A 24,523-nucleotide genomic window follows, 5' to 3' on the forward strand; every position below is an offset into this window, starting at 1 on the left:
GTCACGCAGTTCAACAATGGCGCAGACGAGGTAGCGATCAAGGCACGGGGCAAGGCAATCTCACGGGCTGTTGATACTGCCGAGATTGCCCTCAACCGCTTTCTCGATGGTGTAACAAAAAAAGAGATCGTGACATCCACGGAGATCATCGATACAGATTCCGGGAAGACAAATGTTTCATCCATAGAGATCGTCCTTACCAATAACAAATAATTTTTTTGGCACGGCCTGTTTTTCTCGTAAAACGCATATTCTCTGGTTCATAATCTCGTGACATTATACCCAAAACCATTTAAGGCGACTTCACGAATTTATTGTGCTATGCGAGCCCGTGCCATCACGTTGCTGATCCTCCTTTCCTTTTGCATCGTGGCCCCGGCATACGCTGCCAATGAAGACCGTTACAGCTACATCCAGGTTTCAGATATCTCGGTCCAGCTTGATAACGGGACAGCCCTCATTCATGTGAATTATACCGTGGATGAGGGTACCAGGTTCATCTTCTTCTTATTCGGCAAGCAGGATCTCAAGACCAAGCTGCTGAAGATACTCAATTATGACGATGCCCATATGAGCCATATCGATCTTTCCAGTGCTGATTTTACGGTGGATAATGCATCATATTCGTACGGGGATGGTATTTACTGGTATCCCTCGCACGATTTCAATGTCGTCATTCCCAATCTTTCCGTCAGATCGCCCCAGACTGTGAAAAATTTTAGCATGGTCAATGAGTTCCCCGGCGGGATCGGGTACTTTGGACCTGACAATTCATCGTCGCCGGCAGAGAATACTCTCACTACCTGACCACCGCTCCAGACCAATTGTGCCGACCAGTTTTTACCGGCCGTCTTTGACTGCAGGTTCTTTTTTATGGGGATAATACTATTACACATCAGAAACCGATCAGCTATCGCCTTAATTCGGTCCCCGTTGATCATTCTATTCTATCCCGATAAAAAAACCGGAAGAACAGGACTCTTTCTGCGTGTTGGCAGGACTGCTAAAATCGGTCAGAACGGGTTCAAACAGCTCCAAAACCATACAGAATTTGTGAAAGACCCGCCGATGGGTCGAAACGTTTTATTAGATAGACAACCTCTTTGTTATGGCACAAAGGCGAGGGTAGCCAAGCCAGGTCAAAGGCGCTAGGTTGAGGGCCTAGTCTCGTAGGAGTTCTTGGGTTCGAATCCCATCCCTCGCATCCGGCTCTACGGGTCAAATCTTTTCTCAAAGCGTTTAGAATCCTCACTCCCTGAGAAGTTTTAAAATATCCCTACGGCGGGGTTCAGTGGAACGAGTATCCGTGTATCCACTTCTGAATCCGCCGAGTTCAACCACATCAAACCCGATTACGCTCCACGTTCGCTTACAAATGCACTTCAAGAAGGTCGAATCACCGATGATGACCGCACTCTTATCGGAAAGTCATGTTGAACATTGTTTAGATCAAAAACAGAGACCGGGACCGGTAACATCTAGTTCTTGAAAATTATGGAAACAATCTGATCAGATCCAATCAATATCACCGTGCTATTGACGGAGCTAATATGTATTTGAGATATTATATTTTCGTAATATGGTAACTGAACGCTGCTGAACATTCTCTAAAAACATTGATAAACAAATTCTCTTTTTGTCTTGAAGTGATAACGCCCCAAGACTCTATCGAATCATTGAATAAGTATTTTAAAATTTACGGATCTGAGTCCCGGTGTGCTTCTACAGTTGACTTGTTCATGTTCATTATAGCTATTTAAATAATGAATTTGGATATAGAAGGAATGTTCCTTCCTAGTAATAGTTATAAATATTTGCAATTCCAATATGAATAATATAACAAAACGGAGGTTATATGCAACTGATTACAACATCGAAAAACTGCGGTACCAACAGGCCCAGTGCCTTCAAACCCCGCGAAGTACCTCAAGATGAGATGTATGTGTGTGAATCTCCTTCAAAGGGAGCGGTACCAGGAATACACTTCACCAATTTTCCTCTGGGCGGAAAGACTCAAGCAGCAATTCCTGTTCTTATCAGGAATAAGACTGCAAGCAGTCCCGAACCGGCAGTAGAGTTTGGTGAAACGAAGGAAAGAAAGGCTCCCACAAATGGCAGGTAATTCCCCATTCACCGATTTTCAGATTAGAGTGGGCTGAATCGGAGAATCATAAGGATCAGCATACCGGATATAAAAATTTGAAAAAATCGTAATTCAACAGGCAAAACGAGGACCCCAGTTATGAAACGACAAGTGGCAATTTACGGAAAAGGCGGTATCGGAAAATCTACCACAACCCAGAACACGGTTGCGGCGTTAGCAGAGGCGGGAAAACATGTCATGGTCGTCGGATGCGATCCCAAGGCGGATTCGACCCGGCTCCTCCTGCATGGCCTATGCCAGAAAACCGTTCTGGACACACTGAGAGATGAAGGCGATGATATCGAGCTCTATGCGATCTTAAAACCCGGGTTCGGGAATACCCGCTGTGTGGAATCCGGAGGACCGGAACCCGGAGTCGGCTGCGCAGGCCGAGGAATCATCACATCCATCAACCTGCTGGAGTCACTCGGGGCTTACACGGACGACCTCGACTACGTCTTCTATGATGTGCTCGGCGACGTGGTCTGCGGAGGGTTTGCCATGCCGATCCGGGAAGGAAAGGCAGAGGAGATCTATATCGTTGCATCGGGTGAACTGATGGCCCTATATGCAGCAAACAACATCGCCAAAGGTATCCAGAAATACGCAACGAACGGTAAGGTCAGACTTGGTGGCATCATCTGCAACAGCCGGAACGTGGACAACGAACGTCCCCTGCTCGAGGCATTCGCCAAGGAACTCGGATCCCAGCTCATCTACTTCGTCCCGCGTGATAATCTCGTCCAGCGAGCCGAGATCAACAAGAAGACGGTAATCGACTTCGATCCGACCTCCAGTCAGGCGAATGAATACCGGAACCTTGCGAAGGCTATTGATGAAAATAAGTTGTTCGTCATACCAAAACCGATGAAACAGGAACGCCTTGAAGAGCTCATGATGCAGCACGGCTTCCTCGATGCAATGTGAGTTCGAAAAACCCGGAAGATTAAACGGGAAAACTGAGGCGGAAGTGAGGCAATGTTACTGATACGTGCAATTGTACGACCGGAAAAGAAAGACGATGTGCTCGCAGAGCTCTCCTCTGCAGGATTCAATGCGGCAACGATGGTTGATGTGGTAGGTCGCGGCAAGCAGAAAGGGATTAAAATCGGCGGTATGGTCTATGATGAGATCCCCAAGGTTCTTATCCTTGTCGCCATCCAGGACACAGATAAGGACGCGGTTATTAAAAGTATCCTGAAGACGGCAAAGACCGGCGCGGAGGGGACGTTCGGCGACGGGAAAATCTTCGTCTCTCCCATTGAAGAAGTCTACACAATTTCGAAAGGAACCGCAGGACTCTAGGGAGGGACTGCCTGTGAAAGAGATTATGGTAGTAGTCCGGATGAAAAAGACCGGCGCTACGAAGAAAGCTCTCGTAGCGGCCGGAGTAGCCGGTTTCACCGCGGTTAAAGTCTCGGGACGAGGTCGGCTCGTCACCGATCCGGTTCAGATCGAAGAGTGCAAGGCAAAACTCCTTGCAATGGGCATGACCGATCTCGGCGACGCTGGGGATACTGATAAGCTGATCACGAGTTTCCTTGACGGCTCGCGGCTCTTCCCGCGCCGCCTCTTCACCATCCTCGCGCATGATGACGATGTGCCGCGGATCGTGGAAGCAATAACGAAGGCAAATAGAACCGATTACGGTATAGGCGATGGAGCGATCTTCGTCATGCCGATTCTCGACGCGGTGCGGGTTCGCACCGGCGAATCAGGAGAAGCAGCGATCTGGTAAGGTGGCATCTGAAAATGACAGACATTGAAGTTACGATAGACGAGATGCTGACCCCGTACCCGGAGACGGTAAAGAAAAACCGGAAGAAACATCTCATCATCAAGGACGAAGCGGCAGCATGCTGCCCGCAGATCGAGGCAAACACCCGGACCATACCCGGCATCATCTCACAACGTGGCTGCGCATATGCCGGCTGCAAAGGTGTGGTTGTCGGGCCGATCAAAGACATGGTGACTATCACCCACGGCCCGGTCGGTTGCGGGTACTACAGCTGGGGAACGCGCCGGAACAAAACGCGGGCGGACGATACGACTCCCAAAGATAAGATATACTCCCAACTCTGTTTCACGACCGATATGCAGGAGCCGGACATTGTTTTCGGTGGGGAGAAGAAACTCGCACGGATGATAGATGAGATCGTCGAAACGTTTCACCCCCGTGCCATCAACATCTGCGCAACGTGCCCGGTCGGGCTTATCGGCGACGATATCGGTGCGGTTGCAAAAGCCGCGGAAGAACGCCACGGGATCCAGGTCCTTGCGTACAACTGCGAGGGTTACAAAGGAGTCAGCCAGTCAGCGGGCCATCATATCGCGAACAACAACGTGATGGAGAAGATCGTTGGGACAGGGAACGAGCGGAAGCCCGGCAAACACGTCATCAACATCCTCGGTGAATACAACATTGGCGGGGATGGGTGGGAGCTTGAGCGGATCATCAAAGAAATCGGCTACACGGTCAACTGTGTCCTTACCGGGGATTCGAGTTACCTTGACATCAAAAACCTGCACCTCGCGGATCTCAATCTAGTCCAGTGTCACCGGTCAATCAACTACATCGCCGAAATGATAGAGACCAAGTATGGTACACCGTGGCTGAAGGTCAATTTCATCGGCATCGAATCGACAAACAACTCGCTGCGCCAGATAGCCCGGTGCTTCGATGACGGGGAACTCGCCCGGAAGACTGAAGAAGTCATCGCGCGGGAGACCGTACGGATCGGTCCCGTCCTCGATCAGTACCGGAAAATCCTGCAGGGCAAAACCGCCTTTGCGATCGTTGGCGGTTCGCGAAGCCACCACTACCAGTACCTTCTCCATGACCTCGGCATGGAGATGATCATCGCAGGCTATGAGTTTGCCCATCGTGACGACTACGAGGGCCGCCAGGTCATCCCTACCATCAAGACTGACGCAGACAGCAAGAACATCCCCGAACTTCATCTCGTCGCAGACCAGAAAATGTACCAGGAAGCGCACGTCCACCTGAACATGTCCAAAGAGAAGTTTGAGGAGCTCAAAACAAAAGTCCCGCTCAACTACTACGAAGGTATCTACCCGAATATGAAAAGCGGACAGGTCATCATCGATGACGCAAACCACCACGAGGTCGAGGTGCTGATACAAACGGTGAAACCCGACCTCTTCCTATCAGGCGTGAGAGACAAGTATATTGTTCACAAGATGGGTGTGGCCTCAAAACAACTCCATGCCTATGACTACAGTGGCCCATATGCAGGGTACAACGGTGCGATCAACTTCGCCCGCGATGTGGTTAATGCTCTCACAACCCCCGCATGGAAACTGATCACCCCCCCGTGGGAGAAAGAACCAGAAATTCGGAGTGAATTCAATGCTTGAATGCGTACCGGAAGGAGCGATCGGCCACACGACCGGTAAAATCAACCCGGCAAAAACATGCCAGCCTATTGGTGCGATGTACGCGGCGCTCGGCATCCATGGGTGCCTGCCCCACAGCCACGGCTCGCAGGGCTGTTGCGCGTACCACCGGATGCACCTGACCCGGCACTTCCGGGACCCGGTGCTCGCCTCATCAAGTTCGTTTACTGAAGGAACATCCGTCTTTGGCGGTGCTGCAAACCTGAAAACCTCGATTAAGAATGTGTTCCAGATCTACAACCCTGAGATCATGGCGGTTCACACTACCTGCCTCTCGGAGACGATAGGTGATGACATCCCGAACATCCTGAAACAGGCTGAAATCCCGGAAGGGAAGATCGTCATCCATGTCAATACACCGAGTTACCAGGGATCCCACATTACCGGGTTCTCCGGCATGGTCAAGGCGATGGTCTCCTACCTTGCGCAGTCTGACGGAGGGGAGAAAAAAGACCAGCTCAACGTGATCCCGGGGTTCGTTAACCCTGGTGACATGAGGGAGATCCGTCGGATCGTCTCGGAGCTTGGTGTAAAACTCATCATGTTCCCGGATACTTCAGACGTGCTGGACTCGCCCCTGACAAGCAAGTACGAGATGTACCCGGAGGGCGGGGCAACCATCGCGGAGATCCGTGATTCCGCCAACTCTTCCGCAACGATCGCGCTCGGCGCATTCGCATCCAATGATGCCGCCGATCTTCTGCAGGAGAAATTCGGTGTCACAGGTATCCCGCTCAGACTTCCAATAGGTCTGAAAGCAACAGATGACTTCCTCATGGCAATCAAAGACTGGTTCGGCGTCACCGTCCCGAAATCGCTGGCTGTGGAGAGAGGCCAAGTCATAGACACTCTCATCGACACCCATTTCCACTACCAGGGAAAGACGGTCGCGATCTTCGGCGACCCCGACCATGTCATCGCCCTTACGGAATTTGTGCTCACGATGGGCATGGTCCCGAAGTATATCCTCACAGGCACTCCCGGCAAACAGTTCGACGTTGAGATCCAGAAACTGCTTAAAGATGCGCGAATTGATGGCAGCAAGGTAAAGGCTGAAGGCGACCTCTTCGAGCTCCACCAGTGGATCAAAGAGGAGAAAGTCGACCTCATCATCGGGACAACATATGGCAAGTACATTGCCCGTGCTGAGGATATCCCGCTCGTCCGGGTCGGTTTCCCCGTCATTGACCGGGCCGTCCACCCCCTGATGCCAGTTGTTGGTTACCGCGGGTGCCTGCGCCTGATCGAGCAGATCAGCAACGCACTCCTTGAGCGCCGCGATCGCGACTGCCTCGACGAAGACTACGAACTCATATTATAAGAATATCTGAAAGGAGGTAAACCATGGAGGAATGCTGCGTGCAGAAAGCAGGCCCGGATGCCTGTATAAGCGAACGCCAGAACTCCATCTCGAGCGGCGGAAAGAACAAAACCGCCATCCACTGCGCTGATGACAGCCTCGCAGGCTCGGTGAGCCAGCGGGCCTGCGTCTTCTGCGGTGCAAGGGTTGTCCTGAACCCTGTTACGGATGCGGTCCACCTCGTCCACGGACCTATCGGATGTGCCACCTACACGTGGGACATCCGGGGGAGCCTCTCCAGTGGCTCGGAGATGTACCGGAACAGCTTTTCGTCCGACATGAAAGAGCACGATGTGGTCTTTGGCGGCGAAAAGAAACTCGTCGCATGCATTGATGAGATCGTGGAGAAATACCACCCTCCCGCAATCTTTGTGTACGCGACATGCGTCTCCGGTATGATCGGTGACGACATCATCGCAGTCAGCAAAGCGGCGTCATCCCGGCACAACATTGAAGTTATACCGGTCGAATCGAGCGGCTTCATCTCCGGCAACAAGGTGGTCGGGTACCGGGCTGCTGCCGTCGCGCTCATGAAACTCATCACCCCAAAAAACGGGGAGACCGTTCAGAAGACAAGAAAACTCAACTTCCTTGGCGAGTACAATCTCGGGGGCGAAACCTGGCTTATCCAGCGGTACCTTGCGGAGATGGGCATTGAGATCAATGTCGCATTTACCGGCGATTCGACGGTCGCTGCACTGAAACAGGCCCCGGGGGCCTGCCTCAACATTGTGCAGTGCACCGGGTCGATGCACTGGGTAGCGGCAAACCTCGAGAAGGAGTTTGGAACCCCATTCATGTCCGTCAACTTCTTCGGTGCGGAGAACACAGCAGACAGTCTCCGCAGGATCGCTGCGTTCTATGATGACCCGGAGATCTACCGTTGTACCGAGGCCCTCATCGCACGGGAGATGGACCGGATCCGGCCCATCATCCAGCGGTACCGGAAAAAGCTTACCGGCAAACGGGCTGCCATCTATGTGGGTGGCGCGTACAAAGCCGTTGCTATAATACGGCAGCTCAAAGAGCTCGGGATGGAGATTGTCCTCACCGGTACCCAGACCGGTAAAAAGGAGGAGTATGACGACATCAGCGGGATGCTTGATGAAAATGCAGTTGTTATTGACGACGCGAACCCCGCTGAACTCGAGAAGTTCCTTCTCGAAAAACGTGTTGATGTTATGGCAGGTGGGGTTAAGGAACGCGTGCTCGCATTCAAACTTGGGATCGGCTTTGTCGATCATAATCATGACCGGAAAGAGTGCCTCGCAGGCTTTGATGGGGCAGTCACTTTCGCGCACGAGGTGCATGTCACCACGTGCTCACCGGTCTGGAAGCAGCTGAAACGAACTCTTGCACCGGAGGTGTGCTGATGGATGGAACAAAACCCGCAGGCCGGGCACGGCAGGTAAACGAGAACCAATGCCAGATGTGCATGCCCCTCGGGGGCGTGATTGCCTTCAAAGGAATCGAGAATTCCATAGTCATCTCTCACGGATCTCAAGGTTGCAGCACATACATGCGGCTTGCAAACGTAGAGCATTTCAACGAGCCGGTTGACATCGCCTCATCAGGACTTAATGAGAAGCAGACAATCTATGGTGGGGAGGCGAACCTGAAAAAAGCGCTGGACAATGTGACCCGGGTCTATGCACCCACGGTTATCGGTGTCCTGACAACCTGCCTTGCCGAGACCATGGGAGAGGACCTCGACCGTATCATTCAGGATTATACAAAAGAGCGGGGTGCAACGGGTATCGAAATCATCCCGGTACCCACGCCCAGCTACAGCGGTAGTCACACGGAGGGCTTCTGGGCCGCAACAAAATCTATCATGGCCCATTATGCCCGCCATTCAGACCACCACCGGCGGATCAATGTAATCATCCCGCATATTAGCCCTGCCGATATACGGGAGATCAAACGGATCCTCTCACTCTTGGGACTGGATTACACCCTCCTGCCGGATTACTCGATGACACTCGACCGGCCGTATGGTGGAACGTACCAGAAGATCCCCTTGGGCGGGACAAAACCGGAAGATATCGCAGCAATGTCCGGGGCACCGCTCACTATACAGTTCGGTGAGACATGTCCCGACGAACTCTCTCCGGGTCTCTGGCTCCAGCGGGAGTATGGCGTCCCTCTCGTCAACCTGCCCCTTCCCATAGGACTCGAAGCGACCGACAGGTTTCTTGAGATCCTGCAGAAGATCAGCGGGCATTCCCTGCCTGAGTTGCTCACAACCGAGCGGGGCTGGCTCCTCGATGCCATGGCAGATTCGCACAAGTATAATGCGGAGGGACGGCCGGTCATCTACGGTGAACCAGAAATCGTATACGCCTTTACACGGATCTGTACCGAAAACGGGGCACCCCCCCTTGTCATCGCAAGCGGGACGAAGAACAGCAGGCTTGCTGAATTGCTAGTACCGGTCCTTGCGGACATTGAAGACAAACTGATCCTTCTCGAGGAAACAGACTTTGCCGCGATTGATGTGGCAGCAGCGTTGGCCGGGGTAAATATAGCGGTCGGCCACTCCGGAGGGAAGTTCCTCACCGAGCGGCGAGGAATCCCCGTGGTCCGGGTCGGTTTCCCGATCCATGACCGGACCGGCGGGCAACGGATCCTCTCAGTCGGGTACGCAGGCACGCTCGCTTTTCTCGACCGGTTCACGAATACATTACTCGAAGCCAAATACGCGTCCTACCGGACGCAGATAAAAGAAAAAATGATGATAAGGAGTTGTTGAAATGCAGAAACCAGAGAAACACATATTTGTCTGTACGAGTTCCCGCCCGAACGGGACGCAGAAGGGATTCTGTCACACCAAAACCGGTGTTGACGTCATGCAGAAGTTCATGGAAGAGATCGAAGAACGTGGCACCGGGGGGGAAGTATTCCTCACTAATACCGGCTGTTTTGGCATCTGCGAGAAAGGGCCGGTTGTTGCCGTGTACCCGGATAATGTCTGGTACGGCACAGTGACACCGGATGATGTCGCTGAGATCCTAGACTCCCATATCGAAGGTGGAAAGCCGGTCGAACGCCTGCTTCTGTAATAAAAAGAGGTGATGTAACCATGTGCATCCAGGAGATAACTGCCATCATCGGCACGGACGGCGTATCCATTCCCCTGAACGAACCGGGGAATGTTGTTGTATATCGCCGGGTCCGTGGCACATGGCAGAAGGATCGCGAGATGGCGTTTGCCCTCTCACCGGAACAAGGCCTCCGCGAGCTGCGTAGGAAGATGGAGGAACTCAAAGGCTTCCTCCACGACTGTCGTATTGTTGTCGCAAAGTCAGCAAGTGGTGCACTTTATTTTGAGCTTGAGAAGGCCCGGTGCTCTGTATGGGAGATCGAGGGGACACCGGCCGGGTTCCTCGACACCGTATGGCGCGAGGAGAAGACCGAGCAGGATGAGGAAAGCCTGTCGGTCGATGCCGGTATACCGGCACCCACGGAGGTCTTTCCGGGGCGCTTCGCGATTTCTATTCGCGAGATCCAGGGGAAGCGACCCGAGGTGAGCAGTAAGCAGGTGCTTCAGGAGTTTGTCCGGAAAGGAGATTTTGAAGAATTGGAGATCCTCTGCGACCACATCCCCCCGTGGATTGCGATTGATGCTGAGCAGAGAGGATACGCGGTAGTAGCCGAACAGATCAGGAGGAACGAAGTGAAAGTCCGGCTCATAAAGAATGCCGGAGGAATGTGCGAGTGAATTTAGCGCGGAGTGAACTGGAACTACTTCTTATGCAGAAACCGGCCGGACATTTACAGCGGCAGCCATTAATTATGCATCTCCTTTTTTCAACGGTAATGTTTACCAGTTCGTTGTCCATTGCGTCGGTGCAGGCACAGTTGTGGTTACCAGTATCATTGCAGTTATACTCGATCAAACAATTGGGCTTCAAATCAATTAAAAGGAAGAATATCTCGGTCTCGGCATCTCCCAGCACGGGGAGCATTGCTAATACGAAGGAATCCTCATGAAAATGGTTAAAGCAATTCTCAAACCAGAACGATTCGAATTCGTCAAGCAAGCACTGGAAGAAAATGGTTTTGTCAGTTTGACTGTCACCGAGGTCCGGGGACGAGGCGAACAGAAAGGCATCTTCCTGGAATACCGGGGTGGCCAGATGATAGTTGACATGCTGCCCAAGATCCAAGTTGAGATTGTAGTAAAGGATAATGATGTCGGCATAGTGATCGCGACTATTATCGATTCGGCCCGGACCGGGAAGATCGGAGACGGAAAGATCTTTGTCATCCCGGTTAAGCAGTCGATCCGAATCCGTACCGGAGAGATGAATGTATAACCGGAAACACGCACACCAAAATTGTGAGAGCCGGTTATGAAGATGATCTGGGCGATAATCCGGCCGGAATCGGCGCAGCGGGTGATCACGGCCCTCGACGCTGTCGGTATTGGAGGGATGACCCGTCTCCACGTGACCGGTCATGGCAAGGAGATGGGAATTACCCTTGGAGCGGTTCATTACAAAGAAATCCCCAAGGAGATGCTGATGATCGTGGTACCGGACAACGACGTGGCAAAAACGGTCATGATAATCAGGAAGGAAGCGCAGACTGATTTGAAGAGTGCACCGGAGGGAGGTACCATCGGAGACGGTAAGATCTTCGTGACCTATGTAGAGGATACGTTTGCGATTCGGACTGCCGGCAAGCCAGGTGGGACCTGAAAAAACATGAAGCAGATCATCGCTATCATACGGGACGAACAGATCGAAGAGACCAAGGTGGCCCTTGAAACCATCGGTGTAAGGGGCGTTACGTTCCTATATGTCAACGGCCGCGGCCAGCAGAAAGGGAGGGTCAGCCCACGGGAATGGGGGGGATCCGTGAACAGGAACTTGCGGATGCAACTGGAGAGCCCCCGACATTGTGAAGAATCGCCAGATGCCGGAATCAAAATGGCTGGATCGCCGTTTCAACGGGATACCGAGTTCGCATTAGGTTTCTTGCCAAAACGGATGCTCTTCATTGTTGTGAGGGATGAAGATGTCAGCCGGATTGTCCAGACAATTGTGAATACCAACCAGACTGGTCGACATGGGGATGGGAGAATATTTATTTGCCCGATAATCGGGGCTATACGGGTCAGGACCGGAGAACAGGGCGACAAAGCCTTGTCCTGAAAATCGATCGAATTTTATTATTAGCAATTTTTCTTTACCGGTGCTTCATCAGATATCCGGCAATTACAAGTAATGCTGCAATAACCAGGAAAGCGACAAAGACCAAGAGGCTTCGTACCCATATCTGCCGGTTTGTGAGCAATCCACCGGCTGCCGGTTCCGGCTCCAGGTTGAATTGCGATAAATCGAGTTCTGCGAAATGCTTCAAATCGTACCGGAATTCGCTGACATGTTGATAGCGCTCATCAGTGTCACGGCGTATTGACTTAAGTACTACAGCTTCTACACCCGGGGGAATTGATGGCTGGAACTTGCGGGGTGATGCAGGAATTGCTGTCAGGTGCTGGTTCATGACTGAAAGAGCATTATCTCCATGAAAAGGGAGTGTGCCGGTGAGCATTTCATAGACGATCATTCCCAGCGCATACACATCAGTACGGGAATCTCCCCGTTTTCCCTGGATTTGTTCAGGTGCCATATAATCCGGCGTTCCAAAGGTATTTGATGCCCACCTCCACGTAACACGACGGGAACCTTCAAGCAACGCACTCCCGAAATCGAGAATATGAATTTTTTCATCAGGTCCGATGATAATATTTTCAGGTTTCAGGTCCCGGTGAAAGACTCCATTCGTGTGAAGGAATTCGATTGTATCAGCTAGCTGGTCTGCAAGAGTGAGAACTTTGTTGAGCGGTAACGGTGCATGTTCACTGATGTAGGTTCTGAGAGGAATCCCTTCGATATATTCCAAAACGAGGAATACACCCTCAGCACCTTCCATGAAAGTGATCGCCCGGGGGATGGCAGGGTGGTTCAGCTTCTGCCCGATTGAAACCTCGCGGCGGAAACGCTCGTACGTTGCCAGATCGCCAAGCAGGGAAGCCTCCGGGAATTTAAGGATGACCTGCGAACCATCAGGACTACGTGCTTTGTAGATTTGGCTGAATCCTCCCTGGGCCAGTAATTCTATTATCTTGTAATCGCAGACTACGTCGCCAGCTTTATACATTGTGGTGCCTCATTGCTCGTTATTTGGAAATGGTTTCATGGGGTGTTTCCAACAACCACAACTGATGAATGCAGAGTTTTCAGAGATTATTGTTATTCCTATATTACCTTAAGCAGAACGATACGTCAGATTATGTCAAATGAACTACTTTCTCCGGAAGAATGTTCGCCAAGAGAACAGCGGTGCAACTTGGGTTCCGATCGTTTCGATGCGGAATATGATAGCAGTTATATTATCCGGCGCGCCTCCGCGGAGTGCCAATCGGACAAGTTTTTCGCAAGCTGAACTGACATCGTTTTCCTGCATCGTGATCTGGATATCTTCCGGGGTCAACTCTGACCACAATCCATCACTACAGAGAAGATAGGAATCACCTGGGAGTGTCCGTTCGCAAATAATATCTGTATTCATAAATAATTCACCGCCAACTGAACGGGTAAGCTGGTGGCGCCCGGGATGCTGGGCTGCCTGATCAGTGGAGATTAAATGCAATTTGAGCAGGTCGTTTGCCATGGTATGATCCCGCGTCAGCAATTCGAGGTTACCATTTCTCAAGCGGTAAAGCCGACAGTCCCCGATATGGCCGACAGTTAACGAATTCTCATCAAGAGCAACGACAGTCAATGTTGTCTGCATTTTTTGGAATAATTCCGGGTCTGATTGAGCCACGCAGAACACTTTATGATTTGCTTGCTGCAAAGCTTGGGCTACCATACGGTCAGCAGCCCCACCCTGCCATTTATGAAATTCCTCTTTAACAGATTTCAGGGCAGTTCTGCTGGCAATTGCCCCGCCCCGGTGTCCGCCAAGGCCATCAGCAATAGCGAAGAGATACCTCGAAGAAGACTCATTCTCTGTTTTTGCTTTGACAGAATGTGCAACCCAATGGGCATCTTCGTTCTGCGATCGCATTAACCCCTGGTGTGTTATGGCTCGCCAGTTTACAATAACCCCAACCAGATTTGGCACCTTATCAGCAGACTGTACTATGGTGTTTTCTTCCACGATACGCACTCCTGTCCTTAAGCAGATAAAATTGAAAAGACCCGGATTCGGGGCTTTTCATCACATGTTTATCCAAACATGTTCGGTTCTTATTACCACTTGGGTAAGTTATTCATTTGTAGCTATTTCTAAATCATTCGTGATCAATATCCAATCCGGTTACCTGTGACAGATGTCCAGTCATTATCGGGCGCCCCTCTTTCTTCGTGTTATGCATAAACCACACTGCCCCGGCTATCAGCCAGACAATAACCATGGCGATCGCGATCACTGCATCGGTTGCCGTACTTCCCCCGGCGCTGATACCGAGCCAGACAACCGCACCGAGCATGACGAAATTTGCCAGGAACCCCAGTATCGGAACCACGCGGTGTTTAAGGATATTGGCATCGGGACGGTGGAAGAATGCCCACAGGCAAATTAAATTTGTCAGGCCGTACAGAAGGAAGGTCCCTGTATTAGAAGCCAGCGTGATCTGGGTCAGATTGTCCACATTCAGGACACCATATGCACCTAATAATGCAGATATACCTACGAGAATCCAAATGCCATAGTGGGGGGTGTCGTACTTGCCATGCAGGATACCCAGCAGGGTGGGCATCTCTTTGTCCTTGCCCATGGCATAAGTTATCCGGACTCCGGTGTTAAGGCAGGCAAGGGTCGTACCGATCAGTGCCAGCACTACTGTTGCAGCAAACAGAAGCACCAGGATGAACCCAGTACCTCCGAGCATCTGATCACCGATAATCCGTACCATATCCCCGATGGGGGCTCCGGATGCCGCCGCTGCCCCCCAACCAGAAACTGCCGCTCCCGTTGAATCGGTACCTGTCAATTGAGGACCGACAAAATAAATGGCGGCGAAGTATTCGAATAGATAGGCAAATGCGCCCTGAATGATAAGGGAGAGCAGGATTGCCCGTTTGATGTCCTTCTTGGGCTGGAGCGCTTCGGAACCAAGGGAGGTCACCGACTCAAACCCTACAAGTAACAAGATGGCAATTGTCGACTGGAACAGCAGATTTGTGAAGTTATGCGGAATAAGTATGGAAGATGCGGTCTGTACATACGCCAGTTCCGGGTGGGCGTGCCGGTACAGGATTGCTAGTATTGAAAAGGCAATGAGTGCAGCCAACTGAATTGCATTGATAACGATCGCAGTCATAGTCGAACCAGAGATCCCGCGATACGCGATGTAGCCGTTTAAGACAGCAAATATCACGGCAACGAGAATCTGCTCCCAGATGGATAAGTTGATCCCGAACAGACCGAAGATGTACACGATCAGAATAGCCGAGAAGGCAACCATGATACCGGGGTAAATCCAGTAGTAGAGATGCGATATCCAGCCTACCAGAAACTTGATGATTCGCGCCCATTTACGGTGAGAGACCTGTTCTTTTTCCAGGAACGAAGCCTCAGCGTAATAGTAAGTGGAGCCGGAGCCTGCCCGGGGATAGATATTAGCAAGTTCGGCATAGGAAATTGCAGTCAAGAATGCCAGAATGAGCGCAGCCAAAAGACCGGTCCACATCTCTCCTGCCGTTGTTACGCCACCATTGGTTTGCGCTGCCTGTACCTGGAATGTGGTCCAGAGAAATGCACCGGGGGCAATAAGTGCCATGGCATTCACGAGAAGTGAGGTCAGGTTCAGCGTACGTTTCATAGTCCCGGTGGTCTGACCACCAGTCATCTGATTACTACTTTGTGATTGCTCCATCGAATCAAATCCTCATTATCTAATATTGAATTTGTCTGCTTCAATATTAAAGTTACGGAAAGTAACTTCCTTCTTTGATTTATAAACATTCCTATTTGGGAAACATATTACTGATTTTTATTAATGATTCAATTATTCCCTGAATATAAACAAAATTGGAAAGTGTGACTATATGAATATTTTAAATTTGAGCGATGAAAGATCAATAACAATTTTAGCAGAATAAAATCGTGAAGCATAGAAAAATGGGGTAATTAATTATTAGTTAATGAGCCCATCATTCAAAGGTCATCTCCACGTTTCATCAGTGCGTACTTTGGCCATCATCTCTACCGGCAGGACAAATATTTTCCCATCACCGAACTTTCCTGTCCTCCCGGAGGCACGGATGATCGATATAATCGTATCTACATCCTGGTCATTTACGACCATCATAAACATGATCTTGGGCAAGGTATCAACTTCAACCATTTCTCCACGGTATTCAAGCGTGATCCCTTTCTGTTCGCCCCTGCCGGTTATCTCAAGGATACTCATGGCAACAAAACCCTTCTCTTCAAGGGCTTTTTTTATCGTGTCGAGTTTGTCCGGCCTTATAATCGCATGAACCATCTTCATAAACTTTTCACCTCATTCTTTGTCAAGATCGTTTGTTGAGACTCGGATCGGATACCTTTTTTCTGATTAGATTGAATAGCATACATCTGCATATTATGCTATTGTAATTAGAAATATTTATAACATATAGAAGGAAAGATCCTTCTAATGCAAGAAATCCGATTATACATCGAAAAACTTAGCAAAGAAAATTTTGATAATTTTATTGATCTTCGCACAAAATTTATTGGATCAATTGGATCAGATAGAACTCGGTTACTTGACACTACAAAAATAAATAGACTGAAAGATGATGCATTTTCAATAAATCCCAAATATGAAGCGTATTTGGGGAAAATAGGGTTGGATTATGTAGCTTATGCAGATTTTAAAATATCATATTCGACTTTAATGGCACTACCTAGCTTCTTTCTCGATGAAATATTTGTGATAGATAATTTTAGAAATCTTGGAATTGGTATGACAATGTTTGACTTTTGTATAAGGAAAGCCAAAAAAAAAGGTTGCGGGAAAATTGAGTTGGCAGTTCCGAACCAGAATGAAAAAGCCAAATTTTTTTTTGAATCCAACGGAGCAGTACCAATCGGTATGACTTATTACCAGATAGATCCTCTTGACATAAAAATAGGAAAACCTCTTGGAAAAATGACGTATGCGGATTTCATGAGAAAGAAAAGTAAAAGTAAACTTGCAAGATTGAACTCCTTAGCAATTGACAATATCAACTGATTGGGAAGGAGGATACCTTATCAGGCTCTGGATGAGGGGGGGGCAAAGGAATTGAATATGCAGCCCTTGGTGCAATTCGTTCTCTACGGAGTCATGCCTATATTACAGACTGCAAATTTCGGGATGGTTTACGCAGCATAGGGGGGATTTTTATTGTACTTGCACTGCCCTGGGGTTGGCAGATCGATGGCGTAGTTCCTGACAGATTCGATATTATCGGTGCAGCAATCGCAATCATTGGTGTATTCGTTATCATGTACTGGCCACGCGTATAATCGCTCGGTACTGTTGCGTTGGCAACTGACTAATACTTTTAACGAGTAAAATATTGATCACCAACTATAAACTCAAAAGCACTGATTTTACTCCTTCCTTTATTCAGAATTAAAAGTAATCCTAGCGGATTATCCGCCAAGGACATAATTTGTTATTCACGAATATCACATAGGAAATTAATCCAGAAAAACACGATCGGGATCCGGAACCGGGTACGTGCGGACTGGAACCGGTTTTAATAATAACATCGTAACCGGATACCAAGACAGACTAATTAACGTGTGCCCAGAATTCTAATTAAAAGGGATGTTTTGACATGAAAGGCAGTTTAAACAAAGATTTGAACTCCGGGGGAGCTCCCCTCCCTCGCACTTCTCGTTTCATTTTCATGATTATTTCCTGTAAATTGAAGATTTTCCCCGAACCCATTACTCCACAAGCGAACAGCATCCAGGGATTCCGGGCAAAAATTAAGACCGTCCAATAGAGGCCCGGTTTAACATGGAACGACAGGACCGGCGCCGTTTGCCGGGTCCCGTTTACAGGTTGGCAGCATCATAAGGATTATTATCGTGCATCACCCTCCACAGATTATGGCTGATGTTCATTTTTCTGCCCTGTCGGACAGGTGGGTCAGCGCAGACAATAACGACGCATTCTGCGCTGAAAAGATAGGGAACTATTATGTCTTTGGGGTAGCGGAAGGGATGACAGATCTTCCCGACGGGAGTTCCGCAAGCGGCATCGCAATTGCCAGCCTCAGAGAATCCGTGCAGGGCAATAAACGATCACCGCCGGAGATTCTTTCAGCAGCCGTCCACATGAGTGATGCACGGATCACTGAGCATGCAGGGGAGTCACCGGGCGCTTCAAGGGGCTCGACGCACCTCAGTTCCTGCCTTCTCGATGATTTACTGGACTGTACGATCCTCGATACCGGAGAGGGAAATGCCTACCTGATCGGTCCGGATGATATCCGGGTCCCCCGTGATCATCCGGCATCCGGCCGGCCGGATGATCGGGATTTCCTTTCCAGGAACCCTGGTGAAGAGAAGAAACTGACGGACATGATCACCCACACCCTTGGCGAGCCTCACCTGCTGAACAGGTCAGACTTTATCACCATCAATATACGGCATCGTTTCCTGCTCCTCAGTTCCGGCGGCCTGCATGATTTTGCCAGGAAAGAGCGGATCGCGGAGATCGTTCTTAAGAATGGAGAGAACGTAGAAACGTCCTGCGAACAGCTGCTGCAGGAAGCCCAGTCTGCCGGGAGCGAAAAGACCATTACCCTCGTGCTCATTCACGGTCACTGCACTGAAGGCCATCTGGAAACTGAGGCCGCATGTCCATAAACCGGGTTTTGGGACCTTCGGGCAAAAGGCCACGCGGTTTCCCGGATAGTCCCGTTTTTTTATCATTCCTGATCCACGATGGCGGGTGTAACAATTATTACCCGATCATTCATAATGTGCCGTATGGCTGCAGCAAAAATACAGGGGAATGTACCCCTCCCCGCTGACAGAAGCCATACCGGAACTACTCGTTTCTGCCCTTGGGAAGGGAGACGATCTGATCGTTACCTGCGAGACGGCTCCCGACAGAGACAGAAAACGCTTCCACGTTATGACCGGGAAACTGGTCAGTGGCTAAGCTCAAGGCACGGATTGAAGCATATCCTGAGGACGGGGGTGTGATCGTTTCAGGGAAATGGACGTTAGCCCAGGGTTACTGCCAGGCACTGTCCAGAATAGCGGGCATATCATTCAGTACAGGACGAGTATGCTCCGGCGCTCACGGGAGAACATAAAAACCGGCATTCATGGATGTCACTTTCGCACTTCGCCCGCCTTCACTTAATATGCAACAAATCCCGTTCACTGATCATGGAATGCCAGTACTCAAGCTGCAGCGTGACCTGCCACCGGTGTGGCCACGCATGGATATACATGGGAAGCCGCCTGTCATCACTCAGCAGGACCAGGAGGAAGGTCAGGATCGGGTGCCCCCGCTGTTATGCAAAAGTGGAACTCTTGGCTGAGGGAGCACGGTGAGACCCGGGCAATAACACGGTTTCATATCACCCGTTTCTTATGCGCTGTTGTTCCCCGGGAACATGGATCTCAAACCGGGCCCCGGAGCCGGATACCCCGGTCTCCCGTATGGTCAGCCCGGTAATTTCGAGGATCTCCCTCACCAGGAAGAGCCCCAGGCCGGTATGCTTCCCTACGCCCCGCTCAAAAATATGCTCCTTATCCTGAGCAGGAACACCGATACCGTTGTCGTAATAGGTGAGGACCAGACCGTCAGCAGTTCTTTCGCAGCGGATGCCGATCGTTGTGACGTGTTCACCATGCCGGATGGAATTGTCCACAAGGTTATAAAAGACACGCTCGAGCAGGGGGTCCGCGTAGATCTCCACATCTGCATCCATAGGAGCGAACGTAATACCACAGGTTCCCATAACAGGGAGCAGGTGGGAGAAGATCTGACTGATATTCATCCACTGGGGTTCTTTTCCCCCAAGGTCTTCGTAATCCCGGGCGAACTCGATCTGGTGCTGGATGTTCCTTACCGCGCTCTCCTGGACATCCATCAGATCCCGCACTGCCGGATCGCTTGCCGCATCCTTGGCTGAATCGATGTTCAGGAGAAGGACAGTCACCTGGTTGAGAATATCGTGCCGGGTGATGCCTGATAGCAGGTTCAGTTTCTTCCGGGCCTCTGCGAGGGCGATCTCTGCAAGTTTCTGGTTCGTGATATCCCGGATCATGATCAGTTTTCCCTTCATCCCGTTATCGTGGGAAAGGATCGGGATACACCGCAGTTCGAAATACTGCTTCTTTTCCCCGATAATCCGGTCCATCTCGAGCACCTGTTCGGAGAACCGGCCGGGACGTCCGGACACCTCATCAGGGAGTACCACACAAGGGAGCAGTTCCTTCACCGCTATGCCCACCGACTGGATGAGGGACACGCCGAGGATACGCTCAGCAGGGGCATTCAGCGACGTGATCCGGTCATGGGTATCCAGAACAATAACCCCGTCGCTCATATTTGCTATAACGAGGTCCTGGGCCATGGGTGTGACATCCAGCAGCTGGTAGCGCATCATCCCGACAATGATTGCAAATCCGGAGATGATGAGTGCAAACGGCGTGGGATCTATGACGGTAAAATCAATCTGGCGGACCGCGTAGGCAAGATTGACAAAAAATGGCGTGAAAACCGCGACAAGGATCGCGATCATCTGGCCGCGGTACAGGCCGGAAGTGAACACAAACCGCTGTACAATGAACATGACACTGATATAGATAATCAAGTAGGAATAGATGGAAGAAAACCAGAAAAACGGGCCATAGATGATATTTGCATAGGATACACTCCCGACAACATCCTGGGTTACCGCTGTGTAAAAAAGGTGATGGGCCCCGTTGGTGGCAACAAGGAGAATGCTCATGCACGGCACTGCGAACAAGAGGGCGAGGTTACCCCGGGTGATCCAGTGCTCCCTGTCGGTATATTCAAAGGCAAAGAGAAGCCAGGCAACAGGGACCGCAACGACACCCGGGTACTGGAGGGTAACGGCAAACATCTGGGTGAGGGGATCCGCCGCGGATACTTCCAGGGCAGAACCAAACGACCAGATAGCAGCCGCGAGCATAAGGAGGGCAAAGGGTTTTGCACAGACATAGGACCGGTTCCGCCAGCCGGTAACTGCAAGGATGACGGCGATACACCCGCAGGCAATAAACGGGATATAGTACGGGGAATATTGCCAGATCATCGATATCAGCCTCGGACCAGTGCAGAAAACAACTAAGCTGGCCCCCATCATCCGGATTTTCCGGGCGCCAGTACACATACGGAGTGGTTTTCCGGAGGGAAACGCATCCATATTTTGTCTTTCTGGGGAATAAACCTTCCATCAGGCCTGATCAATTCCCTGCCAGGGGGATTACCGCATTTCTTAAGGAAGATTTCAGGGAATAAAAAGAGGTAGAGTACCATTTTAACTACCAAAATTGCACTGTATTAACGACGGAAAATAAATTTTATGCTCTGTAGAAAACCTCATAATCGCTGACGCTCTTTGGGGCTTTGCCTCCGCCGCTATGGCATCCCCCAGTTGCGATGACGATGTATTACCTGCCATTTGACTCGGGGCATCGTCTCTTCGAAAAAAATGATTTCTACAGAGCAAAATTTTATAAATAGTACTGTATCCAACTTGAAAAAAGTTCCACTAAGGTCCACGTTATGTTCTGTCGAAATCCGTTTTCTTTGTGTTTCAGTTAAGCCCGGTGGCACCTGTGAGGGTGACCTCCTCTCTCCCCAAAAGGGGGAGGCAGCCCAAGGGAAGTGCCCCCGTGACCCTCGATATTTTCGTCAACCTTATTCTGAGGTCCTATCGCACTATAGGGGATGCCCCAAGTGGCGGGGGCGGAAGCACAATGTGCTGGAGCCCCCAAGAGCATTCGCTAAAGGTAACGGAGAAGGGTCGGTTAATAAAATAGTCGCTGGAAAAGGGGACAATACCCCAAAAAGATATTATCGTTCGATAAGACGGATATGATCATCCGTTGTTTTGGCAAGGTCCTGCCGCTCCTGAAGCCGTGACACATCCGAGATTGCCTCAAGAACATGGACGGATTCTTCCAGGAACGAGAGAATGTCTGCGGGAAAGAGCTCGATGCCGTATTCATCCTGCATATACGAGGCAATCTGCCGGTGGTCGAGCCCGTTCTCGCGCAACTCGATCACTTTCCTTGCAAATTTCTTCTCAGGACAGCTGCAGAGCGGGCAGTCACGGCAGTCGCAGCGGAGGAAATCATTAAAAAACGCGAGGATCTGGTCCCGCACACCAAAATCGAGTGCATCATAGTTCAGGCGCGAGCAGAGCGTCTCGAGCATATTCCCGGAGAACGCAAGCTCAGGAAGGCGATAGCCGGCAAGTCGTTCCAGCTTTTTTGCGTGACGGAACCGTGCCCGGTCAGCAATCACTCATCGTCTCCCGCAGACTCATCGAAGTTCTTGAGGGAGGTCATCGCTTCGTTGATGCGCTCGCATTCGATAAGCCATTCGTCAAAGAGCGTCGGGTTTTCCAGGTCGTCTTTCACGTATTTCCCGCAGCAGGCAGCGCCGTCCATAACGGCAGCGGCAATATTGGCAGCAGCTTCAAGGGCAAGTTCCATGTCTTTCTCGATCTTGTCCCTGCCGGTCTTGATCAGGGTTTTGATATCCTTGTCAAACCCGCCTTCGAGATATTTCCTGCACCCGCCAAAGAGCGCGAGTTTCGGGAGCTGGAGGATCCCGACCAGTTCCTCAAGATCGCCTTCCGGTGAGGCAGACATGACAATTGCTTCTATCTGCGAGAGCTTGTCCAGGGCTTCGTCACGGGAGTACCGCTTGTTCTGGTAGAGCTTGATCACTTTAAGGACGGAAAGGGTGATATCGACAGAGAAACCATCGAGGATCCTGAACCCTTCCGGCAGGTCATCGCTCTTGGGATCGGCCTCGAAACTGGCTTCGCTGAGGGTCTTGAGCCAGTTGTCCCACCGCTCCTGGTTGTAAAAAATATAGAACAACTTGAGCGGTTCTTCTTCTTTTTTGCTTGCCTTCTTCGCCATTTCAGTACACTATTCCCTCCCGCAATTAAAGGGTTTTGTTGTCAGGGAACCTTACCGGGGTTTTCGGGCGCAGCATATACGATACTATTCCAGAGAAAACGCCAGAAAACTGTGCCGGACCCGGGTATCAGGATCTCATCATCTCCCGCCAATAGTTATGTTTCCCGGCATCCAATACAGGTAAGACGATGACTGCAGATCCAAGCACGGGAACCGGGATTTCCGGAAATCCGGTTATGGTGAGGTACGGGGAACTGTTCCTGAAAAGCGAGCCGGTCAGGCATCACTTCATCAGTATGCTCCTGCGCAACATCCGTCATGCCCTTGCCGCAAACGGCCTTTCCGCCCGCTTTGAAACCCCCCGCGGGCGTATCCTTATCTTTGGGGAGGAGCCGGGACAGATCGCGGATATCGTTGCACGGGTGTTTGGCGTCATCGACGTCAGTATCTGCACCCTGACCGGGAAGGAGGTTGAGACGCTTTCATCGGCAGCGGCTGACCTTGCTTTTTCCCATATCGGGTCGGGAAAGAGTTTTGCAGTCAGGGCAAAACGGCAGCAGAAAGTCGGGCTCACCAGCCAGGAACTTGGAGAACAGATCGGATCGGCAGTTTACGACTGCATTCCGGGACTGCGGGTCGACCTGGAAAAGCCGGACTACGAGATCTTCGTTGAAGTACGGGATTTCGGCGGCCTTGTTTACGATTCCCGGATCCCTGCTCCCGGCGGATTGCCGTTTGGCACCCAGGGCCATGTCCTTGTACTCCTCTCTTCAGGAATAGATTCCCCGGTTGCCTCCTGGCTTGCAATGAAACGCGGCTGTGAGATCACTCACCTGCACCTTGATGCCGGCAGGTGGGCCGGAGCAGATGTCCTTGCCGCGGCAACCGAGAACCACCGGAAACTTTCCTGCTGGTGCCCGGGGCAGGAAATCCGGATGGTCATCGTGAAGAACGAAGCATTATTTGACGAGATGCAGCGCCTTCGTATCCAGCCCCGGTACCGCTGTGTGATCTGCAAACGGTTTATGCACCGGGTCGCCGCCAGGATCATGGGGTCGGAAGGGCAACAGGCACTGGTTACCGGGGAGAACCTGGGCCAGGTCGCATCCCAGACCCTTGCCAACCTCTCGGTCATTTCCGAAGCGGTCACGGTTCCTGTGCTCCGCCCGCTCATCACGTATGACAAGGAGGAGACCATCACACTCGCCCGCAGGATCGGGACATTTGACACACACCCGGGCGATCTGGCCTGCCGTGCAGTCCCGAAGATGCCGGCAACCGCTGCACTGCTGGTCGAAATTCAGGCGTGTGAGCAGCGGATGGATATGGATGCCATCATCAGGACGGCATGTGAGAATACCAGGATGGTAACTGCACGTGATGGCAGGATCCGGGATGATGACCCGGAGGATACTCCCCCACCAGACGGTGATGGAATGATCGGGTTCACCGGGTGA

28 protein-coding genes and 1 tRNA gene are annotated in these 24,523 nt (G+C 51.0%); 22 read left to right on the forward strand and 7 right to left on the reverse strand.

Annotation, left to right across the window (positions count from 1 at the left end):
• From WBL42_RS04915 to WBL42_RS04990, 16 genes are all read left to right on the forward strand, one after another.
• Nucleotides 1-213: RNA-binding protein (locus WBL42_RS04915; protein WP_424720151.1), on the forward strand; the 213-nt coding region annotated here is incomplete at its 5' end.
• Nucleotides 214-321: 108 nt separating this feature from the next.
• Entirely contained in the window at nt 322-807 is a 486-nt protein-coding gene (locus tag WBL42_RS04920; RefSeq protein ID WP_424720152.1) for a hypothetical protein, read from the forward strand.
• Between the two features lie 312 nt (nt 808-1,119).
• Nucleotides 1,120-1,204: transfer RNA gene (locus tag WBL42_RS04925), tRNA-Leu, on the forward strand.
• Between the two features lie 651 nt (nt 1,205-1,855).
• On the forward strand, nt 1,856-2,122 hold the full coding sequence (locus tag WBL42_RS04930) for a hypothetical protein (RefSeq protein WP_424720153.1): 267 nt from the start codon (nt 1,856-1,858) through the stop codon (nt 2,120-2,122).
• A 120-nt stretch (nt 2,123-2,242) separates the two neighbouring features.
• Nucleotides 2,243-3,070, forward strand: a complete 828-nt coding sequence (gene nifH, locus WBL42_RS04935) for a nitrogenase iron protein (protein ID WP_424720154.1) — start codon at nt 2,243-2,245, stop codon at nt 3,068-3,070.
• 51 nt (nt 3,071-3,121) lie between these two features.
• On the forward strand, nt 3,122-3,448 hold the full coding sequence (locus WBL42_RS04940; protein ID WP_424720155.1) for a P-II family nitrogen regulator: 327 nt from the start codon (nt 3,122-3,124) through the stop codon (nt 3,446-3,448).
• A gap of 13 nt (nt 3,449-3,461) precedes the next feature.
• Entirely contained in the window at nt 3,462-3,881 is a 420-nt protein-coding gene (locus WBL42_RS04945; protein WP_424720156.1) for a P-II family nitrogen regulator, read from the forward strand.
• 14 nt (nt 3,882-3,895) lie between these two features.
• Complete coding sequence (gene nifD / locus WBL42_RS04950) at nt 3,896-5,521, forward strand: nitrogenase molybdenum-iron protein alpha chain (protein WP_424720157.1); 1,626 nt, start codon at nt 3,896-3,898, stop codon at nt 5,519-5,521.
• Nucleotides 5,514-6,881, forward strand: a complete 1,368-nt coding sequence (locus WBL42_RS04955; RefSeq protein WP_424720158.1) for a nitrogenase component 1 — start codon at nt 5,514-5,516, stop codon at nt 6,879-6,881. The genes nifD and WBL42_RS04955 overlap by 8 nt, the downstream gene beginning before the upstream one ends.
• A gap of 23 nt (nt 6,882-6,904) precedes the next feature.
• Nucleotides 6,905-8,293 (forward strand): nitrogenase iron-molybdenum cofactor biosynthesis protein NifE, encoded by a 1,389-nt coding sequence (nifE, locus tag WBL42_RS04960; RefSeq protein ID WP_424720159.1) that lies wholly within the window; start codon nt 6,905-6,907, stop codon nt 8,291-8,293.
• Complete coding sequence (locus tag WBL42_RS04965) at nt 8,293-9,672, forward strand: nitrogenase component 1 (protein WP_424720160.1); 1,380 nt, start codon at nt 8,293-8,295, stop codon at nt 9,670-9,672. The genes nifE and WBL42_RS04965 overlap by 1 nt, the downstream gene beginning before the upstream one ends.
• 1 nt (nt 9,673) lies before the next feature.
• Nucleotides 9,674-9,982: a 2Fe-2S ferredoxin gene (locus WBL42_RS04970; RefSeq protein ID WP_424720161.1), complete on the forward strand. Its 309-nt coding sequence runs from the start codon at nt 9,674-9,676 to the stop codon at nt 9,980-9,982.
• A 20-nt stretch (nt 9,983-10,002) separates the two neighbouring features.
• On the forward strand, nt 10,003-10,641 hold the full coding sequence (locus WBL42_RS04975) for a Fe-only nitrogenase accessory AnfO family protein (protein ID WP_424720162.1): 639 nt from the start codon (nt 10,003-10,005) through the stop codon (nt 10,639-10,641).
• Nucleotides 10,642-10,909: 268 nt separating this feature from the next.
• Entirely contained in the window at nt 10,910-11,239 is a 330-nt protein-coding gene (locus WBL42_RS04980) for a P-II family nitrogen regulator (RefSeq protein ID WP_424720163.1), read from the forward strand.
• Nucleotides 11,240-11,275: 36 nt separating this feature from the next.
• Nucleotides 11,276-11,623 carry a P-II family nitrogen regulator gene (locus WBL42_RS04985; RefSeq protein ID WP_424720164.1) on the forward strand — a complete coding sequence of 116 codons (348 nt, stop codon included), beginning with the start codon at nt 11,276-11,278 and terminating at the stop codon, nt 11,621-11,623.
• A 6-nt stretch (nt 11,624-11,629) separates the two neighbouring features.
• Nucleotides 11,630-12,079, forward strand: coding sequence for a P-II family nitrogen regulator (locus WBL42_RS04990; RefSeq protein ID WP_424720165.1), 450 nt, complete (start codon nt 11,630-11,632; stop codon nt 12,077-12,079).
• Between the two features lie 34 nt (nt 12,080-12,113).
• Here the strand turns inward: WBL42_RS04990 and WBL42_RS04995 are convergent, their stop codons facing one another.
• The 4 genes from WBL42_RS04995 to WBL42_RS05010 all read right to left on the reverse strand — a co-directional run bounded on the left by WBL42_RS04995 (nt 12,114) and on the right by WBL42_RS05010 (nt 16,431).
• On the reverse strand, nt 12,114-13,088 hold the full coding sequence (locus WBL42_RS04995; RefSeq protein WP_424720166.1) for a serine/threonine protein kinase: 975 nt from the start codon (nt 13,086-13,088) through the stop codon (nt 12,114-12,116).
• A gap of 144 nt (nt 13,089-13,232) precedes the next feature.
• Nucleotides 13,233-14,093, reverse strand: coding sequence for a PP2C family protein-serine/threonine phosphatase (locus tag WBL42_RS05000; protein WP_424720167.1), 861 nt, complete (start codon nt 14,091-14,093; stop codon nt 13,233-13,235).
• Nucleotides 14,094-14,226: 133 nt separating this feature from the next.
• Nucleotides 14,227-15,759, reverse strand: coding sequence for an APC family permease (locus tag WBL42_RS05005; protein WP_424720168.1), 1,533 nt, complete (start codon nt 15,757-15,759; stop codon nt 14,227-14,229).
• Nucleotides 15,760-16,101: 342 nt separating this feature from the next.
• Entirely contained in the window at nt 16,102-16,431 is a 330-nt protein-coding gene (locus WBL42_RS05010; RefSeq protein ID WP_424720169.1) for a P-II family nitrogen regulator, read from the reverse strand.
• Between the two features lie 147 nt (nt 16,432-16,578).
• Between WBL42_RS05010 and WBL42_RS05015 the strand changes: the two genes are divergently transcribed.
• The 5 genes from WBL42_RS05015 to WBL42_RS05035 all read left to right on the forward strand — a co-directional run bounded on the left by WBL42_RS05015 (nt 16,579) and on the right by WBL42_RS05035 (nt 19,490).
• A complete protein-coding gene (locus tag WBL42_RS05015) occupies nt 16,579-17,160 on the forward strand; it encodes a GNAT family N-acetyltransferase (RefSeq protein WP_424720170.1) in 582 nt (193 codons plus the stop codon).
• A gap of 164 nt (nt 17,161-17,324) precedes the next feature.
• Nucleotides 17,325-17,435: a hypothetical protein gene (locus WBL42_RS05020; protein WP_424720279.1), complete on the forward strand. Its 111-nt coding sequence runs from the start codon at nt 17,325-17,327 to the stop codon at nt 17,433-17,435.
• Between the two features lie 594 nt (nt 17,436-18,029).
• A complete protein-coding gene (locus tag WBL42_RS05025) occupies nt 18,030-18,791 on the forward strand; it encodes a hypothetical protein (RefSeq protein ID WP_424720171.1) in 762 nt (253 codons plus the stop codon).
• Nucleotides 18,792-18,939: 148 nt separating this feature from the next.
• Complete coding sequence (locus WBL42_RS05030; protein WP_424720172.1) at nt 18,940-19,089, forward strand: hypothetical protein; 150 nt, start codon at nt 18,940-18,942, stop codon at nt 19,087-19,089.
• 233 nt (nt 19,090-19,322) lie between these two features.
• Nucleotides 19,323-19,490 carry a hypothetical protein gene (locus WBL42_RS05035; RefSeq protein WP_424720173.1) on the forward strand — a complete coding sequence of 56 codons (168 nt, stop codon included), beginning with the start codon at nt 19,323-19,325 and terminating at the stop codon, nt 19,488-19,490.
• A gap of 26 nt (nt 19,491-19,516) precedes the next feature.
• Here the strand turns inward: WBL42_RS05035 and WBL42_RS05040 are convergent, their stop codons facing one another.
• The 3 genes from WBL42_RS05040 to WBL42_RS05050 form a co-directional block, all read right to left on the reverse strand.
• Nucleotides 19,517-21,223: a histidine kinase N-terminal 7TM domain-containing protein gene (locus tag WBL42_RS05040; RefSeq protein WP_424720174.1), complete on the reverse strand. Its 1,707-nt coding sequence runs from the start codon at nt 21,221-21,223 to the stop codon at nt 19,517-19,519.
• Nucleotides 21,224-21,987: 764 nt separating this feature from the next.
• The gene (locus WBL42_RS05045; protein ID WP_424720175.1) at nt 21,988-22,440 is read right to left on the reverse strand and encodes a DUF5814 domain-containing protein; all 453 of its coding nucleotides are present in this window, start codon (nt 22,438-22,440) and stop codon (nt 21,988-21,990) included.
• A complete protein-coding gene (locus tag WBL42_RS05050; protein WP_424720176.1) occupies nt 22,437-23,066 on the reverse strand; it encodes a DUF2150 family protein in 630 nt (209 codons plus the stop codon). Before WBL42_RS05050 ends, WBL42_RS05045 begins: the two co-directional genes overlap by 4 nt.
• Nucleotides 23,067-23,254: 188 nt before the next feature.
• On the opposite strand from WBL42_RS05050, the gene thiI reads away from it, so the two are divergent.
• Nucleotides 23,255-24,523: a tRNA uracil 4-sulfurtransferase ThiI gene (gene thiI / locus WBL42_RS05055; protein ID WP_424720177.1), complete on the forward strand. Its 1,269-nt coding sequence runs from the start codon at nt 23,255-23,257 to the stop codon at nt 24,521-24,523.

It is taken from the genome of Methanoregula sp. (genome assembly GCF_049686655.1).
Lineage (GTDB): Archaea > Halobacteriota > Methanomicrobia > Methanomicrobiales > Methanospirillaceae > Methanoregula.